General features: G+C 67.4%; 12 protein-coding genes and 1 tRNA gene. 7 read left to right on the top strand and 6 right to left on the bottom strand.

The window, feature by feature from the left end:
• The first annotated feature begins 6 nt into the window (after positions 1 to 6).
• The 7 genes from ABFD52_05655 (at position 7) to ABFD52_05625 (ending at position 6,628) form a co-directional block, all read left to right on the top strand.
• Positions 7 to 1,602 (top strand): HEAT repeat domain-containing protein, encoded by a 1,596-nt coding sequence (locus ABFD52_05655; GenBank protein MEN6560239.1) that lies wholly within the window; start codon positions 7 to 9, stop codon positions 1,600 to 1,602.
• 14 nt (positions 1,603 to 1,616) lie between these two features.
• Complete coding sequence (locus tag ABFD52_05650) at positions 1,617 to 2,795, top strand: HEAT repeat domain-containing protein (protein MEN6560238.1); 1,179 nt, start codon at positions 1,617 to 1,619, stop codon at positions 2,793 to 2,795.
• 66 nt (positions 2,796 to 2,861) lie between these two features.
• A complete protein-coding gene (locus ABFD52_05645; GenBank protein ID MEN6560237.1) occupies positions 2,862 to 3,539 on the top strand; it encodes a YHS domain-containing protein in 678 nt (225 codons plus the stop codon).
• A 65-nt stretch (positions 3,540 to 3,604) separates the two neighbouring features.
• Positions 3,605 to 4,072: a hypothetical protein gene (locus ABFD52_05640; protein MEN6560236.1), complete on the top strand. Its 468-nt coding sequence runs from the start codon at positions 3,605 to 3,607 to the stop codon at positions 4,070 to 4,072.
• A gap of 32 nt (positions 4,073 to 4,104) precedes the next feature.
• Positions 4,105 to 5,223 carry a radical SAM family heme chaperone HemW gene (gene hemW / locus ABFD52_05635; GenBank protein MEN6560235.1) on the top strand — a complete coding sequence of 373 codons (1,119 nt, stop codon included), beginning with the start codon at positions 4,105 to 4,107 and terminating at the stop codon, positions 5,221 to 5,223.
• Positions 5,224 to 5,358: 135 nt separating this feature from the next.
• Positions 5,359 to 6,105: a DNA alkylation repair protein gene (locus ABFD52_05630; protein MEN6560234.1), complete on the top strand. Its 747-nt coding sequence runs from the start codon at positions 5,359 to 5,361 to the stop codon at positions 6,103 to 6,105.
• Between the two features lie 79 nt (positions 6,106 to 6,184).
• The gene (locus ABFD52_05625; GenBank protein ID MEN6560233.1) at positions 6,185 to 6,628 is read left to right on the top strand and encodes a thioredoxin family protein; all 444 of its coding nucleotides are present in this window, start codon (positions 6,185 to 6,187) and stop codon (positions 6,626 to 6,628) included.
• Positions 6,629 to 6,742: 114 nt separating this feature from the next.
• On the opposite strand, the gene ABFD52_05620 is transcribed toward ABFD52_05625, so the two are convergent.
• The 6 genes from ABFD52_05620 to ABFD52_05595 form a co-directional block, all read right to left on the bottom strand.
• Positions 6,743 to 6,826, bottom strand: a tRNA-Leu gene (locus ABFD52_05620).
• A gap of 11 nt (positions 6,827 to 6,837) precedes the next feature.
• Entirely contained in the window at positions 6,838 to 7,239 is a 402-nt protein-coding gene (secG, locus tag ABFD52_05615) for a preprotein translocase subunit SecG (GenBank protein ID MEN6560232.1), read from the bottom strand.
• On the bottom strand, positions 7,236 to 8,024 hold the full coding sequence (tpiA, locus tag ABFD52_05610) for a triose-phosphate isomerase (protein ID MEN6560231.1): 789 nt from the start codon (positions 8,022 to 8,024) through the stop codon (positions 7,236 to 7,238). Before tpiA ends, secG begins: the two co-directional genes overlap by 4 nt.
• Positions 8,025 to 9,203: a phosphoglycerate kinase gene (locus ABFD52_05605; GenBank protein ID MEN6560230.1), complete on the bottom strand. Its 1,179-nt coding sequence runs from the start codon at positions 9,201 to 9,203 to the stop codon at positions 8,025 to 8,027.
• 7 nt (positions 9,204 to 9,210) lie between these two features.
• Entirely contained in the window at positions 9,211 to 10,212 is a 1,002-nt protein-coding gene (gap, locus tag ABFD52_05600) for a type I glyceraldehyde-3-phosphate dehydrogenase (GenBank protein ID MEN6560229.1), read from the bottom strand.
• An 88-nt stretch (positions 10,213 to 10,300) separates the two neighbouring features.
• Complete coding sequence (locus ABFD52_05595; protein MEN6560228.1) at positions 10,301 to 12,610, bottom strand: diguanylate cyclase; 2,310 nt, start codon at positions 12,608 to 12,610, stop codon at positions 10,301 to 10,303.
• Positions 12,611 to 12,798 lie beyond the last annotated feature (188 nt).

Here is a 12,798-nt window from a genome sequence, read left to right as displayed (position 1 = left end):
TAGATCATGAAAATCCGCAACAAGCTCTTCCTGACCGCGATCATGGGGCTGGCCCTGACGGCTGGCCTGGCCCGCGCCGCCATCCTGCCCGTCGAGGACCCGCAGGAGAAGGACGCGGTCGCCTATAAGCAGGCCTATGCCCTCGTTCTCGAGGAGAAATGGTCCGCCGCCAAGACGGCCATGGACGAGCTGGCGCGCCAGTTCCCCAAGAGCGCCTGGGTCGATGACGCCCGCTTCTGGTCCTGCTACAGCCAGGAGAAGCTCGGCCAGGCGGCCGAGGCTTCGTTCAGGTGCTACGAGAAGTTCGTCAAGGATTATCCCAACAGCGACTGGGCCGACGACGCCAAGTCCAACATGATCCGCCTGGCCCAGGGCCTGGCCAAGGCCGGCAAGCAGGAATACGAAACGATCATCAAATCCTTCCAGGCCGGGGACGAAGAGGATATCCGGATGACGGCCCTGTTCGCCCTGCAGGACATCGGCGACGCCGACGCGCTCAAGACCGTGCTCGGCATCTACGACAAGGCCGCGAGCGTCAAGCTCAAGAACCAGATCGTCTTCATGCTCGCCGACATGAGCTCTCCCGAAGCGCTGGCCAAGCTCCGGGACATCGCCCTGCACGAACCCGCGGAAGAGGTCCGCCGGTCGGCGCTCTTCGCCATCGGCGACCGCGGCGGGGCCGAGGCGGCCAAGACCCTCAAGGACATCGTCGCCTCCGACGCCCCGGTCGACCTCAGGCGCAACGCCCTGTTCGCCCTGGCCGACACCGACGATCCGGGCCTCGCCGCCCTGTACGCCAAGGTCGCCCAGACGGACCCCGACAAGGAGATGGCCCGGGGCGCCTGCTTCGCCCTCGCGGACATCAAGGGGCCCGAGGCAGCGGAAGCGCTGCGCCAGATCCTCAAGGGCGCCAAAGACCGGGAGGTCCGGCAGGCGGCCCTGTTCGCCCTGGCGGACCGCGAGGACGCCCAGTCGCTGCCGCTGCTCAAGGACATCTTGCTCAACGAGACCGACAAGGACATGGTCCGGACGGCCCTCTTCCAGGTCGCCGAGATCGACAGCCCCGAGGCCCTGGACGTCCTGAAGCAAGTGCTGGCCTCGGCCAAGGATGACGACCTCAAGCGGACCGCCCTGATGGCGGTCGCCGAGCACCACGACCCGGCGGTCAAGGACCTGCTGCTCGAGACCGCCCTGGCGAGCACGGACGACGATATAGCCCAGATGGCCGTCTTCGCCCTGGCCGAGACCGAAGGCGGGGCCGGGCAGGAGAATCTGCTCAAGATCATGAAGAACGCCAAGTCCCCTAAAGCGCGGCGGGCCGCCTTGATGGCCGGCTCCGGGGAGGAGGGGGGCGCCTCCGTCTCCATGCTCATCGAGGTCGTCAAGAACGAGCCGGACCCCGAGCTCAAGCTGCAGGCCGTGCTCTCCCTGGGCGAGACCAAGAGCGACGAGGCCGTCCCGGCCCTGCTCGAAGCGGCCAAAGGCAAGGACGCCAAGGTGGCCCGGGCCGCGGTCATGGCCCTCGGGGAAATCGGCACGCCCAAGGCCAAGGCGGCCCTGCTCGAGATCCTCGAGAAGAAGTCGGACGCCCCGTCCCTTTGAGCGGGAGGATCATCATGCGCAAGGCCGGGTTCGTCGGGATCCTGCTCGCGGCCCTTATTGCGGCGGCCTGGCTGTCCGCGTCGGGCGGCGCCGGCGCGGCCGGCGACGACAGGCAGCGGCCGCCTGAACGGGTCTACGACCGGTCGGCCGAGGCCGGAACCCTGGCCGCCAGGCTCGACCGGGCCTTGGCCGACGCGGCCAAGCCCGAGGCCGGCCGCGCTTTCTGGATCGGCTATTCGGTCGAGCGGCTGACCGGAGAGAATTCCCATACCGGCTCCTGGCGAGACGGGCGGGACCGGGGGCCTTCCGTCGCCGACATCCTGGCCGGCCGGACTGGCGCCGCGGCCGGCCGGGGGAGCGCCGGGTCGGTCCGCGAAGCCGCGGTTGTCGCCCTGGACCGGATCGACCGGCCGTCCCGGCCGGAAAAGAAGGTCCTCAAGGAACTTGGCATCTTCCTTCGCTACAAGGGGGGGAAGGCGCCGGCCCTGGCCGAGGTCAGTCTCAGCGACCTCGACCTCGGTTTCGATTTCGAGGGGGCGCCGCTCTACTGGCTTGGCAAAGCGGCCGATGACCGGAGCCTGGCCCTGATCGAGGGCCTCTATGGCCGCAATACGGACGGGGAGGTCCGCAAGGCCCTGATCGCCGCGGCCGGCTGCCACGGGGCGCCCAGGATCGTCCTGCCCTTCCTCGAAAAGATCCTCGCCGGGAACGATCCCGACGATCTGCGCAAGGACGCGGCCTTCTGGATCGGCGAGCAGGACGACGACGCCGGATTGAAGCTCCTGGCGAGGACGGCCCGGGCCGACCGGTCCGAGGAGGTCCGCGAAGGGGCCGTTTTCGGCATCAGCCAGATCGACCGGCCCGCCGCCGTTGACGAGATGATCTCCCTGGCCCGGGGCGCCGAAAAGCACGACGTGCGCAAGCAGGCCGTCTTCTGGCTCGGCCAGATGGCCGCGAAGAGATCGGGCGAGACCCTCGAAAAGATCGCCTTCGAGGACGCCGACCTCGAGATCCAGGAACAGGCGATCTTTGCCCTGTCGGAGCTCCCCGGCGGCCAGGGGCTGGATGTCCTGATCCGCCTGGCCCGGACCCACCCCGACCCGCGCCTCCGCAGGAAAGCGGTCTTCTGGCTCGGCGAGTCCGACGATCCGAGGGCCCGCGAGGCCCTCATTGCCATCGTCAAGGGCAAGTAGCTTCCGGCCCCTTTGCCTTCAGGCGGATCCTCCGATATAATGTAGCCGAGTGCAAGGAGGCCCCCGATGAACAAGAATCTCCGTCCGATCATGATCCTGGCCGCGCTGGCGATCGTCCTCGTCCTCGGCGTTTACGCCCGGCAGCAGGCCGCCGACAAGGCCGTCGATCCCGTCTGCGGCATGACCGTCGTCAAGGCCAACGCCAAGGCGACCTTCGACTACAAGGGCGTGACCTATTATTTCTGCAGCACGGGCTGCAAGGAAGCCTTCGCCAAGGAACCCGAGAAATACGTCAAGGCCCAGCAGGCCAAGGCCGAGGCGCCCAAGGCCGGCGAGATGGCGCCCATGGGCGAGAAGATGCCGATGGGCATGATGAAGCACGAAACCATGTCCGGCTGCCCGATGTGCGGCCAGATGGGCCCGGGGATGCCGATGGCCGGGCGCATGGGCAAGATGCACGGCGGGCAGGGCCGGATGGCTCACCCCATGATGGCCCCCGGCCTGGGCGGGCTGTTCATGCTCTACGGTGACAAGATCGAAATGGCCGTCGAGAACACCAAGGACGGCGCCGTCCTCAAGATCAGCTCCAAGGACCCCGAGGTCGCCAAGGCCATCCAGGTCCATATGGCCGAGCACATGACCATGATGAAGAAGATGAAAGAGGCGCAGGCCAAGGCCCCGGCGGCGGCGGCTCCCGACAAAGAGTGCGAGTCCGGGTGCGCCGGCTGCTCGACGAAGAAATAGGCGGGCCGGCTCGCCTTGTTGACAAGGCTCCCCCCCGGTGTTATTTCTGAAAGGGGAGGGGCACCGTGTTGGAATCCGGCGATGAGCTTTTCTTCGAGACCGCCGCGTCCCGCAAGCTGGTCGACCTCATCGAGCGCAACGCGGACGAGCTGACCAAGAGTTACGTCGAGGACATCCGCCGCGACCCGAGGATGCCCAACTACCAGGGCTTCGATCAGAAAGAGATCTACAAGCGGGCCTACCGGGTCTACAGTCAGCTCGGGAAATGGGTCTCCCGCGAGACGACCAAGGAAGAGGTGAGGAGCTACTGGACCGCGCTGGGCCGCCAGCGCCGGCGCGAGGGCTTCCCGATGTCGGAGATCGTGCTGTCGCTCTGCCACATCAGGCGCCTCCTCTGGGCCAAGATCCAGGCGTCGGGGCTGCTCGACACCGCCCTGGACCTCTACCAGGCCATGGATCTCCAGCACCGGGTCCTCATCTTTTTCGACCGGGCCATCTATTACGCGGCCGTCGGCTACGAGGAGCAGGGCTGAAGGGGACCGGAGGGGCCGGCGGGAGCTGATCGTTGAAAGCCGGATTGTATATCCATTTTCCCTTCTGCCTGGCCAAATGCCCCTATTGTCATTTCTATAGCGTGCCCTGGAACGCGGCCGGACGCCGGACCTGGCGCGAAGGCCTCGAAAAGGAGGCGGACACGGCCTCGGCGGCCGTCGCCGGTCTGCGCTTCGACACCCTATATATCGGCGGCGGGACGCCCTCGCTTCTTGGCGAGGACCAGGTGAGTGCCATCCGGGACCTCGCCCTGGCCCATTTCCCCCTGAAGATCGGCGAATTCACGCTCGAAGCCAACCCCGTCGCCGGCGGGACCGGCCTGGCGCGGGGATGGCGGCGGGCGGGCGTCACCCGGCTGAGCATCGGCGTCCAGTCCTTCGACGACGGCGTGCTGCGCGCCCTCGGCCGGCCTTATGCGGCGGCCGAGGCGCTGCGCTTCTGCCGCGCCGCTAGGCAGGCGGGGTTCGACTCGCTCGCCGTCGACCTCATGATCGGCGTCCCCGGCGAGACGCCCGAGGCCGTCGATCGCACGCTCGAGGCCCTCATCGGGCTGGCGCCGGACCATGTCTCCGCGTATTTCCTGGAGAACGTGGAAGGGCTGCCGATCGCCGAGGACCTGGCCCGCCGCCCGGTCGACGAGGACGCCGCCGTCGATTCCTACGAGAGGGTCCGGGAGGCCCTGGAGAAGGCCGGCCTGGCCCGCTACGAGATCTCGAATTTCGCCAAGCCGGGCCACGAGTGCCGGCACAATCTCAAGTACTGGCGCTACGAGCCGTTCCTGGGCCTGGGCCCGTCCGCGTCGTCCCATCTCCAGGGCTTCCGCTGGACCAACCTGGCCTCCCTGGATGGCTGGTCCGAAGCTCTGACAAGCGGGGAGTCGGCCCGGGCCGAGGTCGTCGAGCTCACCCCGGCCGCTGCCGCCCGTGAGGCGCTGGTTTTCGGGCTGAGGCTCGTCCGCGGCGTGGACGCCGCCGAGGTCCAGGAGCGGACCGGGGTCAGCGTCTTCTCGCTCTATGCCCGGGAGATCGATGAATTGGCCTCGGAGGGCCTGCTCGTACAGGCCGGCTCGCGCCTCTGGATCCCGGCCGACAAGCTCCTCGTCTCCAACGCCATCCTGTCCCGCTTCATTTAAGGGACGGCCCCGACAGGGGGCCCCTCCGGGTAGGCTTGACCCCGTCGGGCTCCCTTCCCGGGCTCCGCGTCTGGTTTGATTTTGCCGGGCCGGCGGAATAGAATCAAAAAAGCGGACAGAGGAGGAGAGCCGGATATGACGCTGAAGAGCTTCGGCCCCGCGGCGGCGGCCCGGGAGGTCAAGCGGGAGCTGGCCGCCAAGGGGGACCCGGTCAAGGCGCTGGGCGCCCAGCGCTACTTCAAGGAAGAGGTCAAGTCCTACAGCGTGGCCGCGGCCGAGGTCCATGCCCTGGGACGGGCCCTCTATGACCGGATCAAGGCGGATTGGACGGTCGAGGAGGCCATGGGCCTCTGCGACGTCCTTTTCGACGAGCCGGAGCTCGAGCCCAAGGCCGTCGGGTCCCTGGTCCTCGGCCGCTTCAAGGCGTCGTTCCCGCCCTCGTTATTCGCCAGGGCCAAGAACTGGCTGGCGGCCGACCGGCTGCCTGGCTGGGCCTCGGTCGACGTCTTCGCCCCCAATTGCCTGGGCGCGTTTCTCGAGCGCTACCCGGCCTATGTCGAGAAGATCAAGCCCTGGGCCGGCCATTCGAACCGCTGGGTCCGGCGGGCCTCGCTCGTCTCCTTCATCAAGCTGGCCCGGAAGGCCGAGTTCCAGCCGGCGATCTACGAGATCTCGGCCTCGATCTTTGGGGACGAGGACGACCTGATCCACAAGGCCAACGGCTGGCTCCTTCGCGAGGCTGGCAAGGCCGACCCGGCCCGGCTGGAGAAGTTCCTCCGGGCTCACGGTCCGGCCATCCCGCGGACGACCCTGCGCTACGCCATCGAGCGCTTTCCGGAAGCCAAGCGCCAGGCCGTTTTGCTGGATACCAAGCGGAAATGATCCCGGGCGCGCGGGCCGGCGAGGCGCCGCCCCTCCCGCCGCGCTCGGTCAAGAACCGAAGGGGCCGTCAGGAGGACCGATGACCGATGAAGAAAAAGTGCAGGTCAGCTGTCCCGTCTGCGGGACGACGAACAATTTCCCCGTCGCGGCGCGGGGCAAGACCGTCCGCTGCGGCCGCTGCAAGTCGCGCCTGCCCGAGCCGGGGGAGATCCTCGAGCCCGGCCTCGACGGCATCTTGAACCTGTTCCAGAACTCGACGCTGCCGGTGCTGGCCGACTTCTATTCGACGACCTGCGGCCCCTGCTTCATGATGCACCCCATCCTCGAACGCCTGGCCGCCCGCCGGGCCGGACAGGTCGTCGTTGCCCGGATCAACGTGGAGACCTGCCCGGAGCTGGCCAGGGAGTTTAGGGTCCAGGGCGTGCCGACCTTCGTCGTGGTCCACAAAGGCGCGGAGCGGGGGAGGACGGTCGGCGCGGCCGAGGAAAGCGATTTCGCCCTCTGGGCCGCCCGCTTGACCTAGACGCGGGCCGCGCCGACCCGGAGCGACTCGGAGGGGCGGCGCTGGGAAGTATCCGAGCAAGCGGATTCCCGATTGACGAAGACCGGCACAGGTCCGGGATAAGGTTGGATGGAATGCCGAAGGGGGGACTCGAACCCCCATACCCTTGCGGGCACTAACCCCTCAAGCTAGCGTGTCTGCCAATTCCACCACTTCGGCACGAACGAGGTCTACTTCTTCTCGGCCGGGGCCGGGGAGGCCGGGGCCGGCGCCGCGGGCTTCTGCTCGGGCTGAGCAGCCGGCGTTGCGGCCGGGTTGGTCGCCGTCGATTGGTCCCCGGGCTTGGCCGCCGGGACGGTCGCCGCGGCCGGCGCCTTCTCGCCGCCGACGACCGAGGAGGTGTTTTTGCCCGAAACGATCCACAGGCCGAGCGACGTCAGCATGAAGATGACGGCCGACGCCGTGGTCAGCTTGGAGAGCAGGCTCTGGCTGCCTCTGCCGCCGTAGGCGGTCTGGCTTCCGCCGCCGCCGAAGGCTCCGGCCAGGTCCGCGGCCTTGCCCGACTGGAGCAGGACCACGAGGATCAGGAACAGGCAAACGATAACGTGCAGGATGATGATTAACGTGCTCACTTTTCTTCCCTGTAGGCCCGAAGGGCCTCCCCGACGATGCCGATGAAACCGCCGGCGTCGAGAGAGGCGCCTCCGACCAAAAATCCGTCGATATCCTTCTCCCGGAACAACGGATAAGCATTGGCCGGCTTGACGGAGCCGCCGTAGAGGATTATAGCACAGGCGGCGGCCTCATTTCCATAGGAATCTGCGATCAGCTGCCGGATGTGGGAGTGGACCTCCTCCGCCTGGGCCGGGGTGGCCGTCCGCCCCGTCCCGATGGCCCAGACGGGCTCGTAGGCGATGATGATGCGCCCGATGTCTCCCTTGGAGAGCCCTCCCAGGCCCTTGAACAGTTGCTCGCCGATCCGCGCGAGCGCCCGGCCCCCGTCCCGCTCTTCCAGGACCTCGCCGACGCAGACGATGGGCGTAAGCCCGGCCTCGAGGGCGGCCCGGGCCTTGCGGCTGACGGTTTCGTCCGTCTCGCCGAAGAGCTGGCGCCTTTCCGAGTGCCCGACCAGGACATAGCCGCAGCCGGCGTCCTTGAGCATGGGACCCGAAACCTCGCCGGTGAAAGCGCCCTGCTTCTCCCAATATAGGTCCTGGGCGCCGAGCCCGACGTCCTCGCCGGCGATGGCGCCGGCGACCGCGGCCAGGGCGGTGAACGGCGGGATCAGCACCAGGGCGGCTTCGGGAAGCCCGCCCCGGGCGTCGACGATCTTCCGGGCCAGATCCGAGGCCTCCCGGAGGCCCAGGTTCATTTTCCAGTTGCCCGCGACGAACGGGCCGCGACGGCGCCTGGTCATCTACTTCTCCAGGGCCGTGATGCCAGGCAACGTTTCATAGGCGACGTATTCGAGCGAAGCCCCGCCGCCGGTCGAGATGTAGCTGATCTTGTCCCTGACACCGGCCTTCTTCACGGCGGCGACGGAGTCCCCGCCCCCGACGATGGAGAGCGCGCCCGAGGCCGCCACGGCCTTGGCCACCCCGATGGTGCCCTTGGCGAACTCGTCGATCTCGAAGATGCCCATGGGGCCGTTCCAGAAGATCGTCTTGGCCGTGGCTATGACCGCCGCGTAGGCGGCCACGGTCTTGGGGCCGATATCGACGCCCATCATGTCGTCGGGGAAGGGCAGGGTCTCGACGGTCCTCGTTTCCGTCCCCGCCTGCGGCGCCTTGGCCAGGACATGGTCTTGCGGCAGATGGAAGCCGACCTTGCCGGCCCGGGCCTTGTCCAGGATGGCCAGGGCGACCTCGATCTGGTCGTCCTCGACGAGCGACTTGCCCACGCCGAGGCCCTGGGCTTTCAGGAAGGTATAGGCCATGGCGCCGCCGATCAGGATGTGGTCGGCCTTGCCGAGCAGGCTCTCGATGATCTCGATCTTGTCCGAGACCTTGGCCCCGCCCAGGATGGCGACGTAGGGCTTGACCGGCGAGTGGACCGCCTTCTGGAGGTAATCGACCTCCTTCTTCATCAGGAACCCGGCCGCCTTGACCGGTACGAAGCCGGCGATGCCGACGACCGAAGCGTGGGCCCGGTGGCTCGAGCCGAAGGCGTCGTTGACGAAGATGTCGATGCCCTGGGCCAGCTTGCGGGAGAACTCCGGATCGTTCTTCTCCTCTTCCTTGTGGAAGCGGACGTTCTCGAGGACCAGCGCCTGGCCCTCGCCCAGGCCCTTCTTCATCCTCTCGACCTCGTCGCCGACGGCGTCGGGGGCCATGAGGACCTTGTTCGGGATGATCTCGGCCAGCCGTCTCGCGGCCGGCTTCAGGCTCATGGAGGGCTCGGGCTTGCCCTTGGGCCGTCCCAGGTGCGAGGCGATGACCAGCCGGGCGCCGTGCTCGAGGAGCCAGTTGATGGTGGGCAGCGAGGCACGGATCCGGGTGTCGTCGCGGATCTGCCCCTTGTCGTCCAGCGGGACGTTGAAGTCGACGCGCAGGAAGACGAGCTTGCCCTTGACGTCCAGGTCGGTGACGAATTTCATGCCCGCCTCACTTGGCGACGAACTTGATGAGGTCGACCAGCCGGCAGGAATAGCCCCACTCGTTGTCGTACCAGGCCATGACCTTGGCCAGGTTGCCGTCGATGACCTTGGTCGAGAGGCCGTCGACGATGCCCGAGCGGCGGTCATGCATGAAGTCGACGGACACCAGCGGCTCGTCCGTGTAGCCGAGGATGCCCTGGAGCGGGCCCGCGGCGGCCTTCATGAACGCGGCGTTGATCTCCTCGGCCTTGGCCGGCTTCCTGAAGACGGCGACGAGGTCGACGAGGGAGACGTTCGGGGTCGGGACGCGGATCGAAACGCCGTCGATCCTGCCCTTGAGCTCGGGAATGACCAGGCCGACGGCCTTGGCCGCCCCGGTCGTCGTCGGGATCTGGGAAACGGCCGCGGCCCGGGCCCGGCGCAGGTCCTTGTGCGGCTGGTCGAGGATCTTCTGGTCGTTCGTATAGGAGTGGATGGTCGTCATGAAGCCCCGCTCGATGCCGTACTCCTCATGAAGGACCTTGACCACGGGCGCCAGGCAGTTGGTCGTGCACGAGGCGTTGGAGATGATATGGTGCCTGGCGGGGTCGTAGCTCTTCTCGTTGACGCCGAGGACGATGGTGACGTCCGGGTCGGTGGCCGGCGCCGAGATGATGACCTTGGCGGCGCCGCCCTTCTCGATGTGCTGGATGGCGTCGGGGCGCTTGGTGTACTTGCCGGTCGACTCGACGACCACGGACACGCCGAGGTCCTTCCAGGCCAGCTTGCCGACTTCCTTCTCGGCCAGGACGCGGATCTTCTTGCCGTTGACGACGATCGAATCCTCGGTCGCCGTCACGTCCTGCGGGAACTTCCCCAGGACCGAGTCGTACTTGAGCAGGTGGGCCAAGGTCCTGGCGTCGGTGATATCATTGACAGCGACGTATTCGATGGCCGGATCGCCCCAGGACGCCCGGAGCATGTTGCGGCCGATGCGGCCGAAACCGTTGATGCCTACACGGATAGCCATATGAGCCTCCTTATGGGATACAAAAAGACCTTCCTCAGGAATACCACAGACGGCCCCCGATTACAAGGCCGCGGGGGACGCCCGAAGCCTAAGCGGACAGGCCCGGAAGCCTGCCCGGCGTGCTGCTCTTCTTGGCCCGCTTCTGCTCATACATCTGGAGGTCGGCCTGGCTCAGCAACTCGTCGACGGTCCCCGGGCTGTCGGGCTCGCGGTTCGATACGCCGTAGCTGACCGACAGGCGGAACCCGGCTTCGGCCGCCGACCGGCTGTTGAAGAGGTCCAACCGTTCCAGGAGACGGAGGGTCAGGAGGCTGCTGTCCATGGGGTTCGTCTGCATGGCCAGGACCGCAAACTCGTCCCCGCCGAGCCGGCCGATGACGTCCGACTCGCGGAAGCTCTTCCTCAGGGTGAAAGCGATCTCGACCAGGGCCCGGTCGCCCATCTTGTGGCCGCCCGAGTCGTTGATCGTCTTGAGGTCGTCCACGTCGATGTAGATCAGCGCGATCGGCTTCTTCAGCCGGGTGGCCGTCTTGATGGCCAGCTCGGACAGGGTCAGGAAGCCGCGCCGGTTGCAGAGGCCGGTCAGCTCGTCGTGCAGGGACAGGGCCCGGATCTCCTCTTCCATGCGCTTGCGGTCGGAGATGTCGGTCAGGACGGCCATGGTCCCGCCGAATCGGGCGGCCTGGATGCGCGGCCCGCCGCTGACCAGGAAGGTCCGGCGGCTGCCGTTGCGGTGGAGGAAGTCGAGCTCGTAGCGGTCGGAGATGCCCTTGAGACGCTTCTCGTCGGCCCGCCGGACGATGTCGTGATTGTCCTTGGGGACGAAGGCGGTGACGGGCTGGTCGATCATCTCGCTCGCCGCGTAGCCCAGCATCCGGGCCGCGGCCGGGTTGACGAACGTGAGCCGGCCGTCCGCGTCGGTCAGGACAAGCCCCTCGGTCATGGTCTGGACCGTGCTGTCGCTGAAACGGCGCAGCTGTTCGAGCTCCTCCTCGGAGCGGAGACGCTGGGTGATGTCCTTGAGGATGCCCAGGATGCCGCCGATCGCGCCGTCCGGCCGCTGGTAGGTCGTCTTGATGAAGATGACGTGATGTTCGCCGTCCCAGGCCTGGAGCGGGGCCTCGTAGACCTGGTGCCCCGGCTCGGTCAGCAGGGCCTGGTCGTGTTCCTGGTGCTTCTTGACGATGTCCGGCGACGCGAGGTCGGCGATGGTGTGGCCGATGATCTCGCTTTTGCCGTGGCCGAGGAGTCTCTCGAACGCGGCGTTGCTGCCCTGGTAGCGGCCCTCCTTGTCCTTGAAGAAGGCGGGATTTGGCATGATGTCGATCATGATCTGCATGAAGTCGGACATGGTCTTGTTGGCCAGGTCCCACTTGGACCGCTCGGCCGCTTCCTCGGCGGCCAGGCTCCGCCGCCAGAAGACATAGAGGAGCGCGCCGCAGACGAGGATGAGGGCGCCGGTCACGGCCACGATGCCCGCGTTCCGGCCGGTCATCCCGGCGGTCAGGTCGGCCAGGTCCGTCTTGACGGCGACGAGCCAGGCCGTGCCGGGGACGGCCCGGAGATACTCGAGGACCTGGCGGCCCCGGTAATCCTTGCCCTCGACGAACCCTTCCTCGCCCAGGGCCTCGTTGGGGGCCGGCCGGCGGAAGCTGGCCACGGGGACGGGCGGGGGAGGCGTCTTGGCCTTGGCGTCATAGAGGCGAGGCAGGCTGAGGCGGACGAAGTTCCCGGCCTCGATCCGCAGCAGGATGGCCTCGGCGGAGTCGCGGCGGTTCGGCCAGTCGTTGAGCAGGGGATCGATCTCCGAGGCGGCGTCGAACGACAGCCGGAGAAGGGCCGCGGGCTTCCCGGGGCCTTCGCCCGTGAGCAGGGGGATCATCAGGTCGATGGAGCGCCGGCCGGTCTTCTCGTCCAGGTCGATGGCGCCAAGCCGGGGCTTGCCGTCCTGCCAGGCCTCGTGGATCGCGTCCAGGGTGGCGGGCGTAGAGGCGAAGGCCGAGCCTTCGGGATAGTCCAAGAGGATCTCGCCGTGGGGCATGGAGAGTTCGACCTTGGTGAAGGGAATGCTTTTCTGGAGCCCCGCCAGGCCGGCCAGGAACCCGGTCCGGTCCGGTTCGAGGCCGGGCCTCCCGGCCAGCGCCTCGGCGGCCGCGGCGTTCGAGCGGTTCCCCTGGAGGGCGGCGGCGAAGGCCAGCTTCTGCTCGAGCCATTCCCTGATCTGATGGGCCTTGAGGCCGGCCACCGTGGCCAGCTCGCTTTCCATGAAGGCGCGGGCGTGCCTGATCTGCGTGGTGTAGAAGACCTGGGAGAGCGCGGACAGCCCGGCCGCCAGGAGAACGAAGACGACTGCGAGCTGCCAGGGGATTTTCCGGGATATAGGACGGCGCTCTTTCATTTCGTTCAACGCAACCCTCCGGTATGCAGGTTTAGTCGTTCGACGGCCTGCGTTTTCGCTAATCCTTAACACAGGGCCGGGGGGGGTGTCAATAATTTCGGGGCCGGAAGATCGCGGGGTCCGAGCGCCCGGACCGTTCCCGACGAGCGGGTGGCGTCCTTCGGCCTGCGGCCCGAACGTCCCGGAAA

It is taken from the genome of Acidobacteriota bacterium (assembly GCA_039683095.1).
GTDB lineage: Bacteria > Acidobacteriota > Aminicenantia > Aminicenantales > Saccharicenantaceae > RBG-16-66-30.
The sequence above is the reverse complement of the archived record's forward strand: the minus strand, read 5'-3'. Positions and strand labels throughout refer to the sequence as shown.

What these genes read in the sequence shown, in the direction of transcription:
- ABFD52_05625 (MEN6560233.1), top strand. Translation starts at nt 6,185, where the DNA reads ATGACCGATGAAGAAAAAGTGCAGGTCAGCTGTCCCGTCTGCGGGACG.
- ABFD52_05650 (MEN6560238.1), top strand. Translation starts at nt 1,617, where the DNA reads ATGCGCAAGGCCGGGTTCGTCGGGATCCTGCTCGCGGCCCTTATTGCG.
- ABFD52_05630 (MEN6560234.1), top strand. Translation starts at nt 5,359, where the DNA reads ATGACGCTGAAGAGCTTCGGCCCCGCGGCGGCGGCCCGGGAGGTCAAG.
- ABFD52_05605 (MEN6560230.1), bottom strand. Translation starts at nt 9,203, where the DNA reads ATGAAATTCGTCACCGACCTGGACGTCAAGGGCAAGCTCGTCTTCCTG.
- ABFD52_05645 (MEN6560237.1), top strand. Translation starts at nt 2,862, where the DNA reads ATGAACAAGAATCTCCGTCCGATCATGATCCTGGCCGCGCTGGCGATC.
- ABFD52_05655 (MEN6560239.1), top strand. Translation starts at nt 7, where the DNA reads ATGAAAATCCGCAACAAGCTCTTCCTGACCGCGATCATGGGGCTGGCC.
- tpiA (MEN6560231.1), bottom strand. Translation starts at nt 8,024, where the DNA reads ATGACCAGGCGCCGTCGCGGCCCGTTCGTCGCGGGCAACTGGAAAATG.
- ABFD52_05595 (MEN6560228.1), bottom strand. Translation starts at nt 12,610, where the DNA reads ATGAAAGAGCGCCGTCCTATATCCCGGAAAATCCCCTGGCAGCTCGCA.
- gap (MEN6560229.1), bottom strand. Translation starts at nt 10,212, where the DNA reads ATGGCTATCCGTGTAGGCATCAACGGTTTCGGCCGCATCGGCCGCAAC.